Raw genomic sequence first — 20,657 nt, forward strand, 5'->3', positions numbered from 1 at the left:
TCAATATATTACCTTGAATTGAGCGCGCGACGCCGGCATCAGCGTTGCTGATTTACACATTCCCGATAGCGCCGTTGCCGCAGCACGGCACCGGATCTAGGTATCGGGAAACCCGGTTTGCGCATTTCATTGCACCGACTGCCTATCCTGCGAAATTTCCACGGACTGTCCTGTTTGCCAGCGTCGACTGCATCTTGGTTGAGGGTCGCGGGTCCTGACAGAATCCATGCGAAAGGATTCCCAATGAAGCACGATCGGACGATCCCGATGGACGCCTCAGAGGTCCAACTGGCCGCCTGCCTTTACTGCCGTGCGCGGCAGAAAACCCTGTGCGGCGGTTGCGAACTGACCGAGTTGCGTAGCATCAGCCAGCTAAAGGGCAAACGGGAATATTCCGCGGGCGAGACCATCTTCCGCCCTGGCGATCGCCCCCATTTCACAGGCATTGTTGTCGAGGGCACCGTCTCGGTCGGATACGCCTTGCCGAATGGGGATGAAAGGATCGTACGGTTCCTGACAGAGGGCAATTTCTTTGGCCGAACCGGCGGCCAACCCGTCCCCTATTGCTTCCGGGCCGAGACGGATGTCAGGGTCTGCGCCTTCGACCAGCAAGACTTCGAGAACTCGATGCAGGCAATGCCCGCGATGGAAGCACAGCTTCGCGACATCCTGATAAAGGAGATCGATGCCTCGCGCGAAATGATCGCCTGGTTGTCCGGTCCCGATGCCCGGCAGAAGCTGACCCTTTACCTGGTCCATCTATGCGAACAGCAAGACGGGGCGGTCAAAGGCAATGCCGGGCCGGTTCGGATCACCTTCCCGGCCACCCAGGGCATGGTTGCCAACCATCTTGGCGTCACCCGCTGGTCGTTCAGCCGCGAGATGAGCTGGCTGCGATCACAAGGGATCATCAGCTCAAGCGGGCATAGGACGGTCATCGTTCACCGGCCCGACCGCCTGATCGATATCGCAAGTTCAGGGCGGAGTGACAGGAACAAGGCACGGCCCGCGCTCAGCGGAAAAGGTGTAGAAGCAGCGGTGCAATGATCGCGGTCAGCACGGCGTTTAGCCCCATGCCGATGCTGGCAAAGGCACCCGCCGTCTCATTCACCTGAAAGGCCCGCGCCGTCCCGATGCCATGCGCCGCGACACCGACCGCAAGGCCCCGCGCCCGCCAATCCCGGATCCTTAGAAGGTTCAAAAGCGGCGTCGCGATGATCGCCCCGAACATACCTGTCAGCAGCACCAGAACGGCAGTGATCGTCGGCTCACCCCCCAGGTTCTCGGCGATGCCGATGGCGACGGGGGCGGTCGTGGATTTGGGCGCAAGGCTGGCCAGCATGACCGGGGACAGCCCGAAGCCCCGGGCAATCAGCAGCACGGACAGGACCGCCGTGACCGACCCCGCGACCAGCGCTGCGATCAGTGGCAGCGCTGCACGCCGAACGCGGTGCAGGTTCTCGTAAAGCGGCATCCCCAAGGCGACTGTGGCGGGGCCAAGCATGAAATGCACGAACTGTGCGCCCTCAAAATAGGTCTGATAGGTGGTTCCCGTCACGAGCAGCACAAGCGCCAGCAGAATGACCGCGAACAGCACCGGATTGGCCCAGCTTTGCCGCCCGGTCGCGCGAAAGAAGCGATCGCCCAGCCAATAGGCGATCAGGGTGGCCGTCAGCCAAAGCAGCGGCTCTTGTGACAGATAGGACCATATCAGCGCAGGCGTGGTCATTCGTCGCCCCCCCTTGCAACCAGCCTGAAGACGATCGCCCCCACGCCGATCGCCAATGCGGTCGACACAGTCAAGGCAATTGCGATGGCAAGCCCATCACTGCGGAACTCTCCGACATGGGCGATGACGCCGACTCCGGCGGGCACGAAAAACAGTGACAGGTTGCCCAGCAGGCCCTGCACCACCGGCCGCAGGCGCTCGGCAAGCGGCGGGCGCAGGCTGCAACTGACGACCAGCGCCAGAAGCCCGATTACGGGGCCGGGTAAAGGCAGTCCCAGCCCGCGTGCGACAACCTCGCCGACGAGTTGGAAGGACAGCAAGATGGCCAGTGCTGGGATCATCTGTCTGTGCTATCAGGTCCGGTACGACCTGTTTAGCCCGCATTTCGGAATAGGTTCTTCATCGGACAGGGCAACCACCGGGGTCCGCCCCCTGCCCCACCCGGGCCTTGGTTTCAGCTATGGCCTTTGGGGCCGCCTAGCTTTCCCACTCGGCCTCTCCCGGTGCGCGGACGATACAGGTCAGCCCCTCGGGGTCGTAATGCAACTCGACCTCGCCTCCCAGTTCGGCGGCCAAGACATCACGGATCAGGACCGAACCGAAACCTTCGGCGGCGGGCGGCGTAACTGCCGGTCCGCCGCGTTCAATCCAGCGAAGCTCGAAGCCGGCCTGCTCTTCACTTGTCCTGTTCCAGGAAATCTCGACGCGCCCTTCGGGCGCCTTCAAAGCGCCATACTTCACGGCATTGGTCGCCAGTTCATGAAGCGCCAACGAAATCGCCACCACGACACGGGGCGGGATGGTGAAATCCGTTCCCTGCATGCTGAACCGGCCGGGATCATAGACGCTGAGGATTTTCGCCACCACCGTCGATATCCGCGCGCCCTCCCAGCTTTCCTGGGTCAGCAGGTCATGAGCCGTAGCCAGAGATTGCAACCGCTTGCTGAAGACCGTAGCGGCGGTCGGGTCCACCTCGCGAAAGGTCTGCCGGGCAATGGCCTGAACATTCGCCAGGATATTCTTGACGCGGTGCTTCAACTCTCCCATCAGGACGCGCTGCAGACGCTCGGCCTCTTTCCGGCCGGAAATGTCGCGGGCAATCTTTGAGGCGCCGACGACCTGACCGCATTCGTCCCGAATGGGCGAGACCGTCAGCGACACGTCCTTCAGCGTGCCATCCTTGCAGACCCTTTGCGTCTCGTGCGGTTCCACCCGCTCTCCGGCAAGGATCTTCTCCATGATCTCCTCTTCCTCATGCGGGCGATGCGCGGGGACAAGGATGGTGACGGAGCGGCCGATCACCTCCTCGGCGCGATAGCCGTAAAGCTGCTCGGCGCCGTGGTTCCAATCGGTGATGCATTGCGCGGTATCCGTCCCGAGGATCGCATCGTCGGATGAGGACACGATCGCCGCCAACCTGCTTTCGGTCGCAAAGGCGCGCACCCGCTCGGTCGTTTCACTGACGATGCAGAACACGGAATGGACCTTTCCGGCCGGGTCACGGATCGCGGAATAGGAAATGTCGAAATAGACGGTCTCTGGCAGGATGTCGCGATGGATATAGAAGGGCCGATCCTTGGCCGACACCGTTTCCCCCGTCTGCCGGACATGGGCGAGAAGCGGTTCAAGATCGGACCAGAGTTCCGCCCAGTATTCGCGCGCCGGGCGGCCCAGTGCATGGGGATGCTTCTGCCCGATGGTCGGGGCATAGGCATCATTGTAAAGCGCGACATAATCCGCGCCCGCGAAGATCACGATCTGCGCCTGAGCGGGCAGCATCAACTCCACCGCGGCGCACAAGGACGGTGGCCAGCCTTCGACAGGCCCCAATTCCGTTTCCGACCAAGGGAACGCGCGGATGCGATCCGCCATCGTTGACAGCGTATTCATCAGATCCATTCGGCTGTTTTCCCCCAGAGCTTCCAATGGATCATAGGGGGGCGCGCCGGGTCGTCAATTGGGTCTTGCATGGCGCATCCTGCCAACTTGCCAGCCCGCGCCAGTCTTGCTGTTCCTGCGTCATATCCGCATTTGTGATGCAACTTGCGGATTACTAAAGGATATCGGCCCGCGCCTGATCTGGTGGACGGCAAGACCAACCAACACACAAGGTTCCGCGCGGAAAGGCTGACGTCGCGTCCGATATCTGGGCCGGGCTCTTATTGGGGTTCCCTCGCCGTTAGAACGTTGGCGCAGGTATGCAATGATCGCCCTTGATGAATTCCCTCTACGGACAGCTCAGTGATCCCGTCCCATTCCTTGGCTGGTGGCTAGAATGCACATCGGTCGTTATCCACACTCTCAGGTCGGGCGCTCGCCCCTTCCGTTCTGCGCCGATGATCCGCAGGCATCGACGACCGCCCTACCCCTTGGGTGCCTGCAATGCTTGATCGCCGTCAAGCGTTGGGCAAGTCCTGAACGCCAGTGCTCGCCTCCCCCCGCATCTCGGTTTGCAGTGGACCGGCTGCACCCGTGTCGCGCGTTGCCGAGTAACCCACGGGTTACACCTCTGCGGCCGCCCTGCCCAAAACAAAAAGGGTAACCCGCGGGTTACCCTTTCCTTCCTCCGAAATGCCCGCCTTGCTATTCGGCAAGAGCGCGCTGAAATGCCTCGATCGCTCCCTGAAGGCGCTTGCGGTCGATGGCGGAAAAGTCGACCTCCGACAGGATCCGGCACTCACCCTTGCGGGCAGTGACCTTGGCCGCGCCCACGCGGAACTCATACTTCACGCCCTTCGCGGTGCGTCCGGGTCTGGCCACCGTGTTCGGATCAACCGTGTCCTTCAGGAAGCCATCAAGCACCGCGGCTTGTTCCTCCGCAGTGGACACTCCCACCAACTGCGCCCGCAAATCGTCGACCCTGTCGGGCGAGGCCTGAAGTTTCCGTGCCACCTCGGAACCCAGGTTCCGCGAAATGGCCTTTGGGAAAGGCAGCGCCCCGTCCATCCGCTGCAACAGGAAAACGAAGCTGCGGATATAGGACCGCTTCATCTTGTGGAGCGACGCGTAAAGCCGCCCGACCAGCGCATCGGCACCCTGCCCGTCGGTGTTCAGGTCCTCGGCTGCGGCAATCGCGACCTGGGCCATTTCGGCAAAGCTCAGATCCTCGCGGATCACGTTCTCTTCGACCATGTCGATGTAAAGATCGATGCGGCTGCTGCGCTCTTTCGAAATTCGCGCCACGACCTTGGAAAAGCGCTCATCCCCGGTTTCAGCCCAAAGTTGCTTCAACGCGGTCAGCCTGCGCCAACCCTTCTTCAGCTGAAAGGCCGCACCGGAGATGAACACTTCGATGGGCTCTTTCTGGCCCCGTTCGCGAATGGATGCTTTCAGCTCTTCCATCTCGTCCGAGCTGGCAACGAGAGACAGGTCCAGGCGGTCTCGCGGCAGCTCGTCGGTGCGGATGTCATCGACCGGCAGCAGCTCCAGCAGGCGGCCCTGGTCCTGCGCGGCACGGAACGACTTGGCATCTGCCGCATTCTGACGCCGCTGTTCGACCAGGCTTTCCGTGCTTTCGGCAAGGTTGCCCGCGGCCTCGCGCACGGCGGCCCCCATAGGTCCGACCTCGCGCATGCGGGGCTTCAACTGCGCCGCATCGACTGGGTCAAACCCGAACTTGTTCTTGCCGCTCATGCTTCACATCCCTCGGCCGAACCACGCTTCTCCCACGCCCGCAGCACGGTATCCCGGAACTCGGAATATGCCGCATCGAAGCTTTGCCTTGCGCGCTTCCAGGTCTCGCGTGTCATCTGGCGATAGTCCTGCTCATAGACCGATTGCTGGAACCGCCCGGACTGTTCAACCGCCCGCGTCATCTCGATCGCGTTCCGGCAGACATCGGCGCCAAACACGTTCTGGAACGCATCCATCATCGCGACATGCAGCGAATTCGATGCCTCGAACCGGGTCATCAGCAGACGGATATCGTCGAAACGCTTCGGGAGGCGGATCCCGGCATCCTCGGCGATCGCGGAAAAGCCTGTCGAGATATCCTCAAGCGCATCACCCAACTGACCCAGATAGCTGGTCGTCGAGTCGTATTCCCAATAGCCTGGGCCCGAGGGGACATACAGGATATCCGCCGCGAATGCCGCGTTCAGCGACTGATAGCCGATCGCCGGGGGGCAATCGAAGATGATGATGTCATATTGATCCTCCGGCAGTTCATCCAGATAGCGCGAGATGCAGCCGAAGAAGCTCCAGGCCTTGTGCAACGCACGATACTGGGCGCTGGCGAATTCGACGAAAGCCGCATTGGCGCAGCTTGGGATGATGTCGATTGTGGGCCAGGCGGTCTTCTGGATGAAGTCCTGCGCACGTTGAGATCCGATCGACTGCACGTCCTGCGGTAGCTCGTCCGAGGAAGGGTAGGGGCAATCCGCGGGATCGTCATAGGCCGCGACGATGCGGTCGGCCTCGCGGCACAGGTCGCGGCACATGATACCCCAGACCGTGTTCCACTCCTTGATCTCGACCAGTCCCATCGAATGGGTCAGCGTCGCTTGCGGGTCGAAATCGATGGCAAGCACGCGATATCCGTCCAGGGCCGCGGCATTGGCAAGATGGTGGGCAACCACGGTCTTGCCGACGCCGCCCTTGAAGTTCGACACTGCCACGCGGACCGCGCGTCCTGGCGGCCGCTTCGGCAGCAGAGACTTGCCCCTGAACCTCAGCCTGCGCCGCAATTCGTTGATCTCGGCAAGCGAGAACCAGCGCTGCCTGCCATCCTCCTCCACCACGCCTTGGGGGAGCGAGGGATCGTCCGCCAGCCGCTTGCGCAGGGTGTCGGCCGGCACATCGAACATGAACTGGCTGATCTCCCAGATCGAAAAGGGCCTAAGCGTCTTCTTTTCCGACGGAGAGAATGTCGCCCGCCGCACCGCCGCCTGCTGCGCAAGGCTGCGTTCGTTCATCGACTGAAGGTCAGAATGGTCTCGCATATTCACTGCTCGTGTTTTATGTCGCTACCCAATGAATAACGCGAAAACCCGGAAACGCAAATCGCAGAGATTGTAAAAGTCGCGATTTCGCCGCGATTCAGGGAAAAACGGGATTGGTCAGCGAGGAATGCCGTATTTCGGTGACAGGGAATGGTCGCTCACACGGTTTAGGGTGACAAACGGAGCCATTTGTAGTGACATCAGTCTGTCCCCCTTATCCATTATAACCTGTTTTTCTTGAATTCTGGGATTGGCTGACATTTTCCCGTAATTTGGTTTTCGTTGACAAACGACGGGAATTTCGCCCAATCTGATTGCAGGATGGAATCGGTCGCAGAAACCGATTGTCGAGCGGTGGGGACGTGGGATGGATCTGAAGCGATATACCGGGCCGCAGGCCGGATCGCAGAAGTATGACCTGTTGACGGCATTGGCCGTCGCCGGGCTGGCCGGCACACCGGGGCACCAGACCTCGATGTTACGTCTCATCGCCGTCGTCACGGCAAGGTATAACTGGAAACTTGATGAATTCAGCGTCGGACAACGCGATCTGGCCCGGATGTGGTCGGTTGACGAACGGACCGTCAAACGCGAGATCAAGAAGCTGACCGATGCATCGATCCTGCTGCAATTGCGACCGGGTCGGCGGGGCAGGGTGGCTGCCTACCGGTTGAACCAGGTCGAGATCCATCGACTGAGCGCCCCTCTTTGGGAAAAGGTCGGCCCCGATTTCTCCGAGCGGATGACCGGCAGACAGGCTGGAACGAGCTCTGCAGACGAAAAGGTCGTGCGCATCGACTTCCGCGCACGAGGAGGCGACGACAGCGTGACGCGGCCGTGGATGCGCAGCATGGAGCGTCTTGCCGAACTGTCTCCGGGTCTTCACCAGAACTGGTTCTCGCATCTGACATATGAGGGCTATGAACACGGCCTTCTGACGCTGACAGCATCTTCACCCTTTGTGGCACAGTATGTGCTGACACATCATCTGCACGCCATTCAGGATATCGCGGGGCTGGAGTTTTCGGGTCTGCGTCGCGTGCAGATCGTGGCACGCCGAGACTAGCCTAAGTCCATTGCGCGGCGACCCAGAACCACGGCCGAGTAATCCGCGAATACGAAGAATGTTGCGGAAACTTCGGATCGATCGGCGTCTACAAAGGACGGGAGGAAAGTAATATCAGGCCGCGTCTGCCCATCCTGTCCACACGCTGCTATAGAGGTCGCAGAGGCTGAATCTGGCGATGACACTCAAGAACGACCTTCCGCCCCTGACCAGCCTGCTGGTCTTTGAAGCCGCCGGGCGACTCGGCAGTTTTTCCGATGCCGCGCGCGAGTTGAACGTGACTCGAGAGGCTGTCAGCCGCCAGATCCGCGCGCTGGAGTCGCATCTGGGACTGTCCCTGTTCGAGCGGAATGCGAACAACACCGCGCTGCGGGACTGGGGCCGGCATTATCATGAGGCGGTCTCATTGCATCTGGACAGCCTGGCACAGGCATCCCGCGCGATCAGTGGCGAAACGCCGACCGTTCATGCGGCGACCGATCCGGCGCTGGATGACGGGGACGCTGCCTGCATCCTTGTCGTGGACGACCTGCCCGCCAATATCCGCAGGCTGCATGACGTCCTGCGCGGGCGCTATGAGGTGGTGGCCCATACGAATGCACCGGATGCGCTGGACTGGCTGGCTGCCGGGGGGCGGGCCGATCTGGCCCTGCTTGACGTGCACATGACCGGTATGGATGGCTACGCGCTTTGCCGCAGGCTCAAGGCCGATCCGCAACATGCCCGGCTGCCAGTGATCTTCCTGACCAATCTGGACACGCCGCAAGACGAGACCGAAGGTTTTGCGGCGGGGGCCTGCGACTATATCGCCCGCCCCTTTGCCCCCGCCGTCCTGCTCGCCCGGATCGAGGTGCAACTGGACCTGCGCAAGACGACCGCAGCGCTGGAAGCCCTGCTTGAGCGTCGGGCCGACCGGCTGGAACGGGCCGAGGCCCTGCTGACGCGGATGCAACGCGAGATCGCGGATTACATCGGCTGATCCTGCAGCAGGGCCGTGGCCCGGCGGAAGTCCAGCCGCTCGGCGCAGCCCGCCAGCCGTTGGCCCAACGGCTGGGGCAGATGCGGCAACAGCGCGTCAAGCAGGTCGAACCCGCGCATGTCGTTTCGTCCCAACGCCTCGACACATTCGGCGCGGAGCTGGGCGGGGTCTTCGACCAGAGTCGCGGGCATATGATGCACGACTTGCGGAAGGCCGGCTGCCAGCCGATCCAGTGCGGCGGTGATGCGCCGTCGGTCTACCGGGTCCTCTGCGCAGACGGCATGCAGTTCGGCCGCGCCCAGCTGCGCGGCGGACCCCCGGATTGCGTGCAGGGCCTCGGGGAGGGGTAAGGCGCCCGCGAGAAGCTTGCGCCAGCTTTCGATCTCGGCTGGCAGCATGGCAAGCCAATGGTCTTTCAGGTTGTCGTCACCCGCCGTGTTCCGGTCCAGCATTCCGTGGTCGAGCACCGGCACCGCCTGTTCAAGAACTGCCGACAGGCAGACAGTCAGCGCCGCACCGGTGACCGGCTTCGGCAGGAAATCGGCAAAGCCCGCCTCGCGGCAGGCAAGCCGCGTCTCGGTCGAGACATCGGCGCTGGACGCCACCACCGGAATATCACCGAAACCGCGTGCCCTCATTTCACGCAGGGTGGCCAGACCGTCCAGGTCGGGCATGTGCAGGTCGGTCAGGATCACGTCGGGGCGCTGCATCGCCAGAACCGCGAGGGCACTGCGTCCGTCGGGGGCGCTGGCAACCCGCGCATGGGCGCGCCGCAGCAGAGATTCAATGACGGTGCGGTTGATCTCGCGATCCTCGATCAGAAGCACCCGCCTTTCGCGAAGGGCCAGGGCCTCGACCGGCTCCAGCGCGGGACCCGCCTGAAGGTGCTGCATCGCGTCGCCCAATTCGCGATGGGTCAGCACCTGCGGCAGCGCCTCTTCAGAGCCGTCAGGGCGGGCCAGCAGGAAACCGTCCCCGGCGGCACGGATCGTGATTTCGCTTTCAACCGGCTCAAGGGGCAGGCGTGCAAGCATCCGACGCAGGCGCCGTCGTGCGCGGGCAGAAGATAGATCCAGACGGGGCCTGGGTAGGGCAGGGGAGGGGTCCCGCACCTCACCGCGCAGCGGCAGGTTCAGGACGAACAGGCTGCCGCGACCGGGACGGCTGCGCAGCGTCAGGCTGCCGCCCATGCCTTCGGCCATCTGGCGCGCAATGGACAGTCCAAGCCCGGTCCCCGACACCCGGCGCGACGTGGAATCGTCGGCCTGCGAGAAAGGCGCGAAGATCATCTCCTGATCGCCGGGGGCGATACCCTTGCCGCTGTCCATCACCGCAAGGCGCAGGACCGGCCCGCGTCGCCAGATGCGCAGCCGGATGCGGCCCCTTTGCGTGAACTTCACGGCATTGCTGGCGAGGTTCAGCAGGATCTGGGTCAGCTTCTGCCGGTCGCCCCAGACAAGGTCGGGAACATCCGGCGCGATCTCACCCTCCAACGCGACGGGGCGCGACCCGATCAGCGCACGGGTCTGGGCCAGGACTTCATCGAAGACTTCTTCGATCGGAAAGCGGACGGTCTCGAATACCATCTGGCCGGCTTCCAGCTTGGACAGATCCAGCACGTTGTCGATGCTGCCCAGAAGCTGGCGCGCGGCGCTTTGCATGTCGACCAGATGCCGGCGCGAGGCTGCGGGCAGGCGCTCGGCCAGCATCAATTCCGAAAGCCCGGTGATCGCATTCAGGGGGGTGCGCAACTCGTGGCTCATATTCGCGAGGAAGGCCGACTTTGCCCGCGACGCGGCCAGTGCGTCGTTGCGGGCCACGACCAGCTCGGCCGTGCGTTGCTCAACCTCGTCGCGCAGGTTGTCGCGGTAATGTTCCATCCGGTCGACGGTCAGAGCGAAGTCGCGGGCAAGGCTTGCGATCTCGTCCTCGCGTCGGGTCGAGAAATGCCGCGCCGAGCGCTCCGCAAGTTCGAACTTGCCGCCGTCGCGCAGCGCCAGCGCGGCGCGGCTCAGCGCGTTCAGGGGCGTGATGACCAGACGCCGCGTCAACCCGAACATGATCGCCGCGATCAGCAGCGCCTGCAGGACAGTCGTGCCGATGATCCCAAGCGCGCGCCGCCACAGGTCATCGTAAAGCCGGACAAAGGATAGCGTGACCTGCAATTGCGCGATCGGTTGCCCGCTGCGGGGCGCGACCAGCTGGACCTCGCGCCGGTCCGACAGCCAGGCCTGCGGTACCAGCCAGCGCACGGGCCATTCCAGACGCTGCGTTCCGTCCGAGGCCGCGCCAAGCCGGGGCATCTGGGCGCGCTGCATCTGTTCGGGGGAAAGGACCAGATCCCGGACGGTAAGGGACTGGATCAGCGGATCCTCGGCCAGCCGGTCCAGGATCGATTGCGAGCCGATCAGGTCAATGTCCCAATAGGTCCGCTCAAGCTGTGGTGCTGCCGCCTGAAGCACGCGGTCGGTATTATGCAGCGCCAGATCGAAGCTGCGCCGGAATTCGCCGATTGCGCTGGCGCCGCCCAGCCCGATGCCCGAAGCCGTGCTGATGATGACGCCCGCAAGCGCGATCCGCCTTGCGATCCCCTGCCCCTGCCGTGCCATTTTCACTGGGCCAGGTTCCGGTGCAGGATGGCATCGATCCGGCCATCCATCTGCATCCGGGCAAGACTGTCCTGCAGCAGCGCCGCCTTTTCAAGCCGGGCCGGGTCGCGCAGGAATCCGGTATAGCGCGGCTGCACATCCAGTGGCGTCGGCAGGATGCGGATCGCGTCGCGCATGCCCAGCTTGTCGGCAGCATGCAGGATGTTCGGCTGCCCGCCGACGATCAGCTCCACTCGGCCCAGAAGCAGCTTGCGCAGGCTGGTTTCGTCGTCGACCGAGCCTTCGCGCGTGAAATGCGGAGCGGTATTGAACTCGGGCGTATAGGTAAAGCCGTTGACCGTCCCGATTACCCGGCCCCGCAGATCGGCAATACCGGTGAAATCCTGCACACCCGACCCAGCCAGCGTGGCAAGAACAACGCGCGTCGAGCGCATTGGGCCAACCATCTGCCAGTCGCGGAACCGCTGCGCCGTCGGGGCAAGCTGGAACATCCCATCGACTTCGCCCGACTGGAACGCCATCAGCGACCGTCGCCAGGGCAGGGGCACGAATTCGATCCGCACACCCATGTCTCGCGCGGCCTCGGCCATGATGTCGACATCGATGCCCATGAACCGTCCCCCGGAGACATAGTTATAGGGCGGGAAGTAATCCATCGCGACCATCCGCCAGGCCGGATCGGTCCCGCGCGCGATCGCAGGGGCCGACAAGGCCGGCCACATCGCGGCCGTCAGCACGAACTGTCTGCGTCCGATCCGCGTGGGGGTGCGGCTCGATCCTGCGCTGCCGTCCAAATCCTGTTCCTCGGTCTGTTCGGGCGCGCGGGGCACGCCGGAACGAAAAGTTGCCCTCGCAGGGCAAGGTTTTTGACTCTCACGCTGCGGTGATCGGCCCTGCTAATCGTGCCACGAATGAACGGGGAGTTGTATCCATGAAAAAAGCGATTACCGGGTTTCTGGCTGCCGTCGTGGCCCTGACGCCCATTGCCGCCGCCGCTGGCGAGGCTTGCACGAATGCCGGACTGAAGCGCGTGCAGGAACGCGGCAAGCTGACCGTCGGCGTCAAGGCCGACTACAAGCCCTGGGGCTATCGGGACACCGATGGAAAGATCATCGGGCTTGAAGTCGACATGGCGCAGAAGGTCGCCGATACGCTGGGCGTCAGTCTGGAACTGGTTCCCGTGATCGCGTCGAACCGGATGCAGTTCCTGCAGCAGGGCCAGATCGACCTGCTGATCGCGACCATGACCGACATGCCCGACCGCCGCGAGATCGTTGGCATCAAGGGCCCGAACTACTATGCCTCGGGGACCGCTGCCCTGACGCCCAAGGCCGTCGGAATGACCAAATGGGACGACCTGCGCGGCAAGCCTGCCTGCGGTGTGCAGGGCTCGTTCTATCTGCAGAACATCGAGAAGAAATACGGCGCGACCATCGTTGCCTTCGGCAATGCTGCCGAAGCCAAGCAGGCGCTGCGCGACAAGAAATGCGTGGCCTTCATCTATGACGACACCACCATCGGTGCCGATTTCGCGGCCGGCGGCTGGGACGACTTCGAGATGTCGCTGCCGGTCGAAGACTTTGCCCCCTGGGGCATGGCAGTCGCCAAGGAGGACGAGAGCTGTGCCCTGGGCGAGATGGTCTCGGGTCTGCAATACGCCTGGCATCGCGACGGCACGCTGATCGAGCTGGAAAAGAAATGGGGCGTCCGTCCCAGCCCCTTCCTGGCCGAGATGCACGAGCGGATGGCCGATCCGCTGGCGCAGTAAGTCCGGGACAAGATGATGACGGGAATTCAGGATTTCTTCCGGGAGCTTGCTGCCTCATCTCCGCGCTGGAACTTCGTCTGGCTTTATGATGCGCACCAGATGGACCGCGTCCTGACCGGATTGTGGATGACCATCAAGCTCAGCCTGTTGTGCCTGGTATTTTCCGTCGTCATCGGCATCCTTGGTGCCTGGGCGCAGGGGGCGAAAAGCCGTCTCCTGCGTGGCGCGGTTTCGGCCTATGTGCAGTTCTTCCGCAATACGCCGCCGATCCTGCAGCTGCTGTTCTTCTATTTCGCGCTGGGACAGTTCACGCCCAGCTACAGTCCGGACGGCTGGCTTGAGGTGCCGATCATCTCGAATGTGGGCTGGGCCATCATCTCGCTGTCCTTCTTTGCCGGCGCCTTCAACATCGAGATCTTCCGCGCCGGGGTCGAGGCCGTGCCCCATTCCACCCGTGAGGCGGCCGAGTCGCTTGGCATGACCCGACTGCAAACCTATACGAACGTGGTCTTTCCGCTGGCGCTGCGCATTTCCATGCCCTCGCTTTCGGCGAACCTGATCAACCTCGTGAAGACAACCAACCAGGCATTCGCGATCGCGGTGCCCGAGCTTCTTTACCAATCCGTCTCGATCTGGAACGACTACCCCTCGGCCCAGAACCCGACGATGCTGCTGCTGCTGGTCTGCTACCTTGGCCTGGTGGGCTTCCTGTCCCTGGGCATGGGCCGGTGGGAGCGTAGACTGAGGATCCCCGGCTATGGCGCGTAATACTCCCGTCCCGATGGCGCAGGTCGCGGGTGCGATGCCCGTCCTGCTGCCCTTCCGCCCGCGCGGCCCGGCCTATGACCAGTTCTTCATGGCGCGCTGGCTGGGCGCGATCCCCGGCAAATGGCTGGTGCTGGCGGCAATGCTGTTTCCCGCGGCGGTGCTGGCGCAGTCCGGGGCGCCGGCCGCGGCATCCGCTTTCGAAAAGCTGGTGCGCTGGATGCCCTTCCTGTTCAAGCAGGGCTTCCTGTTCAACGTGCTGATCTCGGCCCTTGCCATGGGGCTTGGCACGCTGGTCGGGGCCTTGGCGGGGCTGGGGCTGATCGCGCGGAACCGTGCCCTGCGCTGGGTGATCCAGGCCTATGTCTCGTTCTTCCGCAACGCGCCCTGGCTGGTTCTGCTGTTCATCATCCTGCTGGCGGTGCCGTTCCAGTTCACCATTCTTGGCGTGACGATTCCTCTGTCCGGCTGGGTCAAGACAGTGATCGGTCTGGCCTTCCCCGTCTCGGCCAATATCGCCGAGGTCGTGCGCGGCGCAGTCCAGTCCGTCCCCACAGCCCAGTGGGAGGCTGCCGAATCCCTTGGCTTCACCCGCCGCCAGACCATCTGGCAGATCATCCTGCCGCAATGCGTCAAGCGGATGCTGCCGCCCTGGATGAACTGGTATGCGATCCTGACCATGTCGACCCCGCTTTGCTCGCTTCTGGGCGTCGACGAGATCATCAACCTGACCCGGCAGGCGATGGAGGCCGAGGGCAACGGCCCCGAGCTGCTGATGCCCTTCTATGGCTTCGCGCTGCTGTTGTTCCTTGCCTATTGCTACCCGATCGCGCGCCTGACCATGCGGCTTGAGCGTCGCTTCACGGTCAAGAACTGAAAGGTGTTCCCATGACCCAATGGACCCCCGACCAGCCCATCGTCCGCATCCGCGACGTCCACAAGTCCTATGGCCCCGTCGAGGTGCTCAAGGGCATCAGCATGGACATCATGAAGGGCGAGGTGATCTGCATCATCGGCCCGTCGGGATCGGGCAAGTCGACCCTGATCCGCTGCATCAATGCACTGAACGACATCCAGTCAGGCTCGATCGCGGTCGAGGGGCAGGAGGTCCATGACGCGCGGCTGGACAAGCTGGCGCTGCGCCGCAAGGTCGGGATGGTGTTCCAGCAATACAACCTGTTCCCGCACAAGACCGCACTGCAGAATGTCATGATGGCGCCCATCAAGGTGCTGAAGGAAAACCCGGCCGAGGTCGAAACCCGCGCCCGCGCCCTGCTGAAGAAGGTCCGCCTTGAGGGCAAGGAGAACCATTACCCCGGTGAGCTTTCGGGTGGCCAGCAACAGCGCGTCGCCATTGCCCGCTCGCTGGCAATGCGGCCCGACGTGATGCTGTTCGACGAGGTGACGGCGGCGCTGGACCCCGAAACGGTCAAGGAGGTGCTGGTCACCATCAAGGATCTGGCCGCCGAAAGCATGACCTGCATACTTGTCACGCATGAGATGGGCTTCGCCCGAGAGGTCGCCGACCACATCTATTTCACCGACAAGGGTGTCATCGTCGAACACGGAGCGCCGGCTGAATTCTTCACCAATGCCAGCGACCCGCGTACGCGGAACTTCCTGAGCCAGGTTTTGTGATCCCGGCCCGCGCGGGGGGCTCGGTCCCGCGCGCGAAGATCGCGAGCCTGGCGGCCTTCACTGGGCCAGACTTGCCGTGCGCCGGAGATCAGGTTTCCGCCGGGACCGGTCTTGCGGCGTGGTCCCGCACCAGCCGGTGCAGGAAGGTCGCGCCGATGGGCAGGATCTTGTCGTTGAAGTCATAGGTCGTCGTGTGCAGCCCGGTGGAATCGCCATTCCCGATGAAGGCATAGGCGCCCGGAACCTCGTCCAGAAAGAACGAGAAATCCTCGCTGCCCATCATCGGCACGCGCAATTCCTCGACCGCGTCCGGGCCAAAGGCTGCAATGGCGGCCTCGCGCACCGACTGGACCGAAGCGTCGTCGTTGATGACCGAAGGATAGCCCGTCTGCCACGCGAATTCGACGCTTGCGCCAAAGCTGGCGGCCTGACCCTCGCAGATTGCCACCACCTTGTCGCGCAGGGCGGTGCGCAAGGCGGGATCGGTGGCCCGCATCGAGATTTCCAGCCGGGCGCTGTCGGGGATGATGTTGCAGACGGTGCCGGAATGGATCGCGCCCACGGTGACGACGGCGCGGTCATGCGGGCTGACGTTGCGCGCGACGACGGTCTGCAGGGCCATGACGATGCTGCTGGCGATGACGATGGGGTCGATCGTATCCTCGGGAAAGGCGCCATGCCCGCCCTTGCCGTGGATGGTGACCGTCGCCGCGTCGATCGAGGCAGACATCGCGCCCCGCCGCACCGCGAACCTGCCGGCCTGAAGACCCGGATAGTTGTGCAGCGCATAGACCCGGTCGCAGGGAAATTCCCGAAACAGGCCATCGCGGACCATCATCTGGGCGCCGCCCTCGTTTTCCTCGGCCGGCTGAAAGATCAGGTGTGCGGTGCCCGAGAAGTCGGGGTCATGCGCCAGCAACCAGGCCGCACCCAGAAGCATCGCGGTATGGCCGTCATGTCCGCAGGCATGCATCCGGCCGGGATTCTTGCTGGCATAGGCAAGGCCGGTTTCCTCGTCCATCGGCAGCGCGTCCATGTCGGCGCGAAGCCCAATGGCGCCGGGACCATTCCCACGCCGCAAGGTTCCGACGACGCCGGTGCTGCCAAGCCCGCGGGTGACCTGAAAACCCCATTCCGCCAGGTAGCCCGCCACCAGTTCCGAGGTCTGGTGCTCTTCCAGCCCAAGTTCGGGGTTGGCGTGCAGGCGATGGCGGATCTGGACCAGTTCGGGCAGGAAATCGGTCAGCGCGGGGTTCATTGCTGCTCCTCCATCCGCAGGAACTGGCGCAACCTGGCCGAGCGCGGGTTGCCCATGACTTCCGCCGGGGGGCCCTGTTCCTCGATCCGGCCCTGATGAAGAAAGATGACCTGGCTGGAAATATCGCGGGCAAGGCTCATTTCATGTGTCACCATCACCATGGTCCGATGTTCGGCCGCAAGGGCGCGGATCACCTGCACGACTTCCTGCACCAGTTCGGGATCCAGCGCCGAGGTGGGTTCGTCGAACAGCATGACCGAGGGGTTCATCGCCAGCGCCCGCGCAATGGCGGCGCGCTGTTGCTGGCCGCCCGAAAGCTGAGAGGGATACTGGTCACGCTTGGCGCGGATCCCGACCTTGTCCAAAAGCGCCTCGGCCTCGGCAATCGCCTCGTCGCGGCTTTTGCCAAGGATCTGGCGGGGGCCTTCGATGATGTTCTCCAGAATGGTCATGTGCGACCACAGGTTGAAGTTCTGGAACACCATGCCCAGCCGCATCCGCATCCGTTCCAGCTGACGCTTGTCGGCAACCCGGACATTGCCGTGGCGATCGGTGATCGTCCTCAGCGTTTCGCCCTCAAGGGTGATTTCACCGCCGCCGGGTTCCTCCAGCCGGTTGATGCAGCGCAGAAGCGTGCTTTTTCCCGAACCGCTTTGCCCGATCAGCGAGATGACTTCGCCCCGGCGCGCCTCGAAGCTGATGCCCTTGAGCACCTCGACATTGCCAAAGCTCTTGCGGATGTCTTTGACGGAAAGGGCAATCTCGGTCATGGGATTTCCTTGGACTGGCGCGGCGGCATCAGCGCGCCCGGAACGCGGTCAGGCGCCGCTCGGCGACGTTCATCAGGCGGGTCAGGGTGAAGACGACGGCGAAATAGAGGAGGCCGGCCGCGATCAGCGGCTCGAAGATCAGCAGCGACTGGCGTTGCAGTGCGCGCGCGGTGCCCATGACCTCCATGATGGTGATGGTCGAGGCAAGCGAGGTCGATTTCAGCAGGATGATGGCATCGCTGGTCAGGACCGGCAGGGCGTGGCGCAGCGCCTGCGGCAGGGTGATGCGGCGCAAGACGCGACGCGACGACATGCCGATGGCAAGCGCGGCCTCGACCTGGCCGGCCGGGACCGAACGGATCGCGCCCCGGATCACCTCGGAGTTATAGGCCGCCTGGTTCAGCGTCAGGACAAGGATCGCATACCACAGCCCGTCGCGCAGATAGGGCCACAGGAAGCTGTGGCGCACCCAGGTTCCGGGCAGGATCTCGCCCAGCCCGTAGTAGATCAGGTAAAGCTGGACCAGCAGGGGCGTTCCGCGAAATGCAAAGCTGAAGGCGCGGCACGGCCACGCGATGATCCTCCACGCGGACAGGCGGCCAAGCGCAACCAGCGTTCCCAGAACCAGCCCGCAGATCCCGGCCACGACGGTCAACATCAGCGTCAGGGGCAGGGCGCGCAGAAGGTCGGGCAGAAAGCCCAGCACGGTCGACAGCGAACCCATCAGTGGTGCCCCCGGCTCAGGCGCTTTTCAAGAAGCGAGATGGCAAAGACCGAGACCAGCGAGATCGCAAGGAACAGTGCCGCGGTCAGGGAATAGAAGAAGACATATTCCTTGGTTGCGGCGGCGGCGCGGTAGCCCGTGTAAAGCAATTCGCTGAAGGCACCCAGAACGCTGACGATGGCACTTTCCTTGGTGATCGAAAGCCACAGGTTGCTCATCCCCGGAATGGCGTGACGCATCATCTGGGGCAGCACGATCCGCCGGAACATTTTGGCGCGCGGCATCCCGATCGCAACCGCGGCCTCGATCTGGCCCTTGGGCACCGCCAGCAGCGCGGCCCGCATCACCTCGGTCATGAAGGCGCCGCAGACAAAGGCCAGCGCGATGACCGCGGCCAGAAACGGGTTGAACTCGAAATTCGGTCCGACCAGTCCGAAATGGCGCAGAAGCTTCTCGATCCCGGTCGAGACCGAGAAATACAGCAGCAGGATCACCAGCAGTTCGGGCAGCGACCGCACGACGGTGGTATAACCCTCGGCCAGCCAGCGGCAGACGCGGTTGCCCGACAGCTTGCCCGCCGCGCCAAGCAGCCCCAGCACCACCGCAAGCAGATACGAGACCGCCGAGATTTCCAGCGTGAGCAGAAGCCCATGCGCGAACTCGTCCCCCCAGCCGTCCGCGCCCCAGGCGAGCAGTCGTAACCAGTCCATCCGTCCCCGCTTCCGATTTTAGTGGGGCGAAGCGACTGGCGCTTCGCCCGAATGGCTCATTCGCGGCCGAAGATCCACTTGTCGACCATCTTCTGCAGCGAACCGTCGGCCTGCATTTCGGCCAGCGCCTTGTTCACCTTGTCCAGCGTGGCGGCATCGCCCTTGCGCACGGCATAGGCGACGCCCTGACCCAGCTTCGGGTTTGTGGGAACTTCCAGCTTGACCTCGAACTCGGCGCCGTCGTCGCTTTTCAGGAAGCCGTCGATGAACATGTCGGGCACCAGCAGGTAATCGACGCGGCCCGCGATCAGGTCCGCGACCGAGTTGTCGGCGGTGTCATAGGCCTTGGCCTCGACATTGGGCAGATAGGCCGCGACATAATTCGCCTGCACGCTGGAGCTTTGGACGCCGATGATGCCGCTTTCGATGCCTTCCTCGGAAAGAACCTTGCCCGAGCCGTCTGCCGCATCGATCAGCTTCGGTTCGACATCGTCGTCCTTCATGCCGACGAAGCTGGTGCCTTCGGTGTAATAGGGCGTGCTGAAATCGACGACCTGCTTGCGTTCATCCGTGACCGAGAAGGCCCCGATGATGAAGTCGACCTTGTTTTCCTTCAGCGACGGGATCAGCCCGTCCCAAGCCATCTGCTTGAACTCGCAGCCCTCGGGGATCTTGGCGCAGACGGCGCGCGTCAGGTCGGCCTCAAGCCCGGTCCATTGCCCGCCCGCGTCGACCGAGGTGAAGGGCATGTAGGGTTCGGGCGTCATGCCCAGGCGCAGTGCGCCGTCGGCATGTGCGATCGTCGCGCAAAGGGCGCAGGCGGCCGAAAGAAGGATGCGTTTCATCTGGGTTTCCCTGTTCGTCTTGTTGATTAGCGGCGGGGATCGAACCAACGCAGGGACATGCAGGACAAGCCCGCATCCACCTTGCCGATCTCGGTCGTCTTCATCGGAACGACATTGTAGCCGGCCTTTTCCAGCGTCTCGATGGTGCGCGGGAAGTCCGAGCCGACCATGACGACGTCGTTGACGCGCAGCGCGTTGGCCGCAGCTTCCTCGCCCTCGGGGACGATGATGGTCTTGAAGCCGTCAAACGCGCCCGAGGCCGCCAGACGCGCCGTGACCAGCATCGTCTCGTCGTCCAACAGAGAACAGTCGGTTTTGAAATGCAGGACGCCTTCGGGCGTCGTCACGATTTCCGACTTGCGGCCAAGCTGGGCCAGGCAGGCCTGCAGGGCCTCGGCACCGGCCTGGTTGGTGCGGGCGGACAGGCCGATCATCACGGCCTTCGGAGTGGTCAGGATGTCGCCGCCATCGGCAAAGCCGGTCTCGGGCAGATCGATCACGGTCTCGAACATGTCGCGCAGGACGGGCGCCGTCACTTCGGCCTCGCCCAACCGGGTTTCGGTTCCGGGGCGCAGCACGATGGCGCCTTCCGGGAAGACCAGTGCCGGATCTTCGACGAAGATCGAGTCCGGGAATTCCTCAAGCGCGGGCAGGACGGTCACCTCGACGCCGGCATCGCGCATCGCCTGGATATAGGCGGTGTGTTCGGCGACCACGCCTTCATAGGTCGGATCGCCGCGATCGTCGGCGCGCAGGCCGTTCACGACCGAGCGCGCCGGTTCGCGCACGATGACCGAGTTGAAGCGATAGACAGCGGGATTAGACATGAGTTTTTCCAATTGCATGGCTGATTGTT

Annotated in this window: 20 protein-coding genes; 7 read left to right on the top strand and 13 right to left on the bottom strand. The window is 63.3% G+C overall.

Annotated elements, in window-relative coordinates; genetic code table 11:
• Positions 1-243 precede the first annotated feature (243 nt).
• The gene (locus RM190_RS04020; protein WP_311758118.1) at positions 244-1,047 is read left to right on the top strand and encodes a Crp/Fnr family transcriptional regulator; all 804 of its coding nucleotides are present in this window, start codon (positions 244-246) and stop codon (positions 1,045-1,047) included.
• Here the strand turns inward: RM190_RS04020 and RM190_RS04025 are convergent.
• The 5 genes from RM190_RS04025 to RM190_RS04045 form a co-directional block, all read right to left on the bottom strand.
• Positions 1,013-1,729 (bottom strand): LrgB family protein, encoded by a 717-nt coding sequence (locus RM190_RS04025; RefSeq protein WP_311758119.1) that lies wholly within the window; start codon positions 1,727-1,729, stop codon positions 1,013-1,015. The two genes, RM190_RS04020 and RM190_RS04025, sit on opposite strands and share 35 nt — an antisense overlap.
• Positions 1,726-2,070, bottom strand: a complete 345-nt coding sequence (locus RM190_RS04030; protein ID WP_311758120.1) for a CidA/LrgA family protein — start codon at positions 2,068-2,070, stop codon at positions 1,726-1,728. Before RM190_RS04030 ends, RM190_RS04025 begins: the two co-directional genes overlap by 4 nt.
• Before the next feature lie 136 nt (positions 2,071-2,206).
• Complete coding sequence (locus RM190_RS04035; protein ID WP_311758121.1) at positions 2,207-3,619, bottom strand: PAS domain S-box protein; 1,413 nt, start codon at positions 3,617-3,619, stop codon at positions 2,207-2,209.
• Positions 3,620-4,312: 693 nt separating this feature from the next.
• Positions 4,313-5,362 carry a ParB N-terminal domain-containing protein gene (locus tag RM190_RS04040; protein ID WP_311758122.1) on the bottom strand — a complete coding sequence of 350 codons (1,050 nt, stop codon included), beginning with the start codon at positions 5,360-5,362 and terminating at the stop codon, positions 4,313-4,315.
• Positions 5,359-6,669, bottom strand: coding sequence for an AAA family ATPase (locus RM190_RS04045; protein ID WP_311758123.1), 1,311 nt, complete (start codon positions 6,667-6,669; stop codon positions 5,359-5,361). The genes RM190_RS04040 and RM190_RS04045 overlap by 4 nt, the downstream gene beginning before the upstream one ends.
• Before the next feature lie 367 nt (positions 6,670-7,036).
• Between RM190_RS04045 and RM190_RS04050 the strand changes: the two genes are divergently transcribed.
• Positions 7,037-7,735 (top strand): hypothetical protein, encoded by a 699-nt coding sequence (locus RM190_RS04050; RefSeq protein ID WP_311758124.1) that lies wholly within the window; start codon positions 7,037-7,039, stop codon positions 7,733-7,735.
• A gap of 178 nt (positions 7,736-7,913) precedes the next feature.
• The gene (locus tag RM190_RS04055) at positions 7,914-8,714 is read left to right on the top strand and encodes a response regulator (RefSeq protein ID WP_311758125.1); all 801 of its coding nucleotides are present in this window, start codon (positions 7,914-7,916) and stop codon (positions 8,712-8,714) included.
• Here RM190_RS04055 and RM190_RS04060 read toward each other — a convergent pair.
• A complete protein-coding gene (locus tag RM190_RS04060) occupies positions 8,702-11,323 on the bottom strand; it encodes an ATP-binding protein (protein ID WP_311758126.1) in 2,622 nt (873 codons plus the stop codon). The genes RM190_RS04055 and RM190_RS04060 overlap by 13 nt on opposite strands.
• Positions 11,324-11,325: 2 nt before the next feature.
• A complete protein-coding gene (locus tag RM190_RS04065; RefSeq protein ID WP_311758127.1) occupies positions 11,326-12,153 on the bottom strand; it encodes a substrate-binding periplasmic protein in 828 nt (275 codons plus the stop codon).
• Between the two features lie 101 nt (positions 12,154-12,254).
• Here RM190_RS04065 and RM190_RS04070 point away from each other — a divergent pair, with 101 nt between their 5' ends.
• Genes RM190_RS04070 through RM190_RS04085 form a run of 4 tightly spaced genes read left to right on the top strand, consistent with a single transcriptional unit; the run spans position 12,255 to position 15,494 of the window.
• The gene (locus RM190_RS04070; RefSeq protein ID WP_311758128.1) at positions 12,255-13,091 is read left to right on the top strand and encodes a transporter substrate-binding domain-containing protein; all 837 of its coding nucleotides are present in this window, start codon (positions 12,255-12,257) and stop codon (positions 13,089-13,091) included.
• Between the two features lie 15 nt (positions 13,092-13,106).
• The gene (locus RM190_RS04075) at positions 13,107-13,859 is read left to right on the top strand and encodes an amino acid ABC transporter permease (protein ID WP_311758129.1); all 753 of its coding nucleotides are present in this window, start codon (positions 13,107-13,109) and stop codon (positions 13,857-13,859) included.
• Positions 13,849-14,733, top strand: coding sequence for an amino acid ABC transporter permease (locus RM190_RS04080; RefSeq protein WP_311758130.1), 885 nt, complete (start codon positions 13,849-13,851; stop codon positions 14,731-14,733). Before RM190_RS04075 ends, RM190_RS04080 begins: the two co-directional genes overlap by 11 nt.
• An 11-nt stretch (positions 14,734-14,744) precedes the next feature.
• Entirely contained in the window at positions 14,745-15,494 is a 750-nt protein-coding gene (locus RM190_RS04085; RefSeq protein WP_311758131.1) for an amino acid ABC transporter ATP-binding protein, read from the top strand.
• 88 nt (positions 15,495-15,582) lie between these two features.
• Here the strand turns inward: RM190_RS04085 and RM190_RS04090 are convergent, their stop codons facing one another.
• Genes RM190_RS04090 through RM190_RS04115 form a run of 6 tightly spaced genes read right to left on the bottom strand, consistent with a single transcriptional unit; the run spans position 15,583 to position 20,628 of the window.
• Positions 15,583-16,752, bottom strand: a complete 1,170-nt coding sequence (locus RM190_RS04090; protein WP_311758132.1) for a M20 aminoacylase family protein — start codon at positions 16,750-16,752, stop codon at positions 15,583-15,585.
• The gene (locus tag RM190_RS04095) at positions 16,749-17,522 is read right to left on the bottom strand and encodes an ABC transporter ATP-binding protein (protein ID WP_311758133.1); all 774 of its coding nucleotides are present in this window, start codon (positions 17,520-17,522) and stop codon (positions 16,749-16,751) included. The genes RM190_RS04090 and RM190_RS04095 overlap by 4 nt, the downstream gene beginning before the upstream one ends.
• Positions 17,523-17,550: 28 nt before the next feature.
• Entirely contained in the window at positions 17,551-18,246 is a 696-nt protein-coding gene (locus RM190_RS04100) for an ABC transporter permease (RefSeq protein WP_311758134.1), read from the bottom strand.
• Positions 18,246-18,956 carry an ABC transporter permease gene (locus RM190_RS04105; protein ID WP_311758135.1) on the bottom strand — a complete coding sequence of 237 codons (711 nt, stop codon included), beginning with the start codon at positions 18,954-18,956 and terminating at the stop codon, positions 18,246-18,248. The genes RM190_RS04100 and RM190_RS04105 overlap by 1 nt, the downstream gene beginning before the upstream one ends.
• Positions 18,957-19,012: 56 nt before the next feature.
• Entirely contained in the window at positions 19,013-19,801 is a 789-nt protein-coding gene (locus tag RM190_RS04110) for a transporter substrate-binding domain-containing protein (RefSeq protein ID WP_311758136.1), read from the bottom strand.
• A 26-nt stretch (positions 19,802-19,827) separates the two neighbouring features.
• Positions 19,828-20,628: a dimethylarginine dimethylaminohydrolase family protein gene (locus RM190_RS04115; protein WP_311758137.1), complete on the bottom strand. Its 801-nt coding sequence runs from the start codon at positions 20,626-20,628 to the stop codon at positions 19,828-19,830.
• Positions 20,629-20,657: the final 29 nt, after the last annotated feature.

Origin of the sequence: Paracoccus broussonetiae (assembly GCF_031854425.1) — a bacterium.
Taxonomy (GTDB): domain Bacteria; phylum Pseudomonadota; class Alphaproteobacteria; order Rhodobacterales; family Rhodobacteraceae; genus Paracoccus; species Paracoccus broussonetiae.

Bases quoted from the DNA above. Each gene is read 5' to 3' on its own strand.
- RM190_RS04020 (WP_311758118.1), top strand. From the start codon at position 244: ATGAAGCACGATCGGACGATCCCGATGGACGCCTCAGAGGTCCAACTG.
- RM190_RS04025 (WP_311758119.1), bottom strand. From the start codon at position 1,729: ATGACCACGCCTGCGCTGATATGGTCCTATCTGTCACAAGAGCCGCTG.
- RM190_RS04030 (WP_311758120.1), bottom strand. From the start codon at position 2,070: ATGATCCCAGCACTGGCCATCTTGCTGTCCTTCCAACTCGTCGGCGAG.
- RM190_RS04035 (WP_311758121.1), bottom strand. From the start codon at position 3,619: ATGAATACGCTGTCAACGATGGCGGATCGCATCCGCGCGTTCCCTTGG.
- RM190_RS04040 (WP_311758122.1), bottom strand. From the start codon at position 5,362: ATGAGCGGCAAGAACAAGTTCGGGTTTGACCCAGTCGATGCGGCGCAG.
- RM190_RS04045 (WP_311758123.1), bottom strand. From the start codon at position 6,669: ATGCGAGACCATTCTGACCTTCAGTCGATGAACGAACGCAGCCTTGCG.
- RM190_RS04050 (WP_311758124.1), top strand. From the start codon at position 7,037: ATGGATCTGAAGCGATATACCGGGCCGCAGGCCGGATCGCAGAAGTAT.
- RM190_RS04055 (WP_311758125.1), top strand. From the start codon at position 7,914: ATGACACTCAAGAACGACCTTCCGCCCCTGACCAGCCTGCTGGTCTTT.
- RM190_RS04060 (WP_311758126.1), bottom strand. From the start codon at position 11,323: ATGGCACGGCAGGGGCAGGGGATCGCAAGGCGGATCGCGCTTGCGGGC.
- RM190_RS04070 (WP_311758128.1), top strand. From the start codon at position 12,255: ATGAAAAAAGCGATTACCGGGTTTCTGGCTGCCGTCGTGGCCCTGACG.
- RM190_RS04075 (WP_311758129.1), top strand. From the start codon at position 13,107: ATGACGGGAATTCAGGATTTCTTCCGGGAGCTTGCTGCCTCATCTCCG.
- RM190_RS04080 (WP_311758130.1), top strand. From the start codon at position 13,849: ATGGCGCGTAATACTCCCGTCCCGATGGCGCAGGTCGCGGGTGCGATG.
- RM190_RS04085 (WP_311758131.1), top strand. From the start codon at position 14,745: ATGACCCAATGGACCCCCGACCAGCCCATCGTCCGCATCCGCGACGTC.
- RM190_RS04090 (WP_311758132.1), bottom strand. From the start codon at position 16,752: ATGAACCCCGCGCTGACCGATTTCCTGCCCGAACTGGTCCAGATCCGC.
- RM190_RS04095 (WP_311758133.1), bottom strand. From the start codon at position 17,522: ATGACCGAGATTGCCCTTTCCGTCAAAGACATCCGCAAGAGCTTTGGC.
- RM190_RS04100 (WP_311758134.1), bottom strand. From the start codon at position 18,246: ATGGGTTCGCTGTCGACCGTGCTGGGCTTTCTGCCCGACCTTCTGCGC.
- RM190_RS04105 (WP_311758135.1), bottom strand. From the start codon at position 18,956: ATGGACTGGTTACGACTGCTCGCCTGGGGCGCGGACGGCTGGGGGGAC.
- RM190_RS04110 (WP_311758136.1), bottom strand. From the start codon at position 19,801: ATGAAACGCATCCTTCTTTCGGCCGCCTGCGCCCTTTGCGCGACGATC.
- RM190_RS04115 (WP_311758137.1), bottom strand. From the start codon at position 20,628: ATGTCTAATCCCGCTGTCTATCGCTTCAACTCGGTCATCGTGCGCGAA.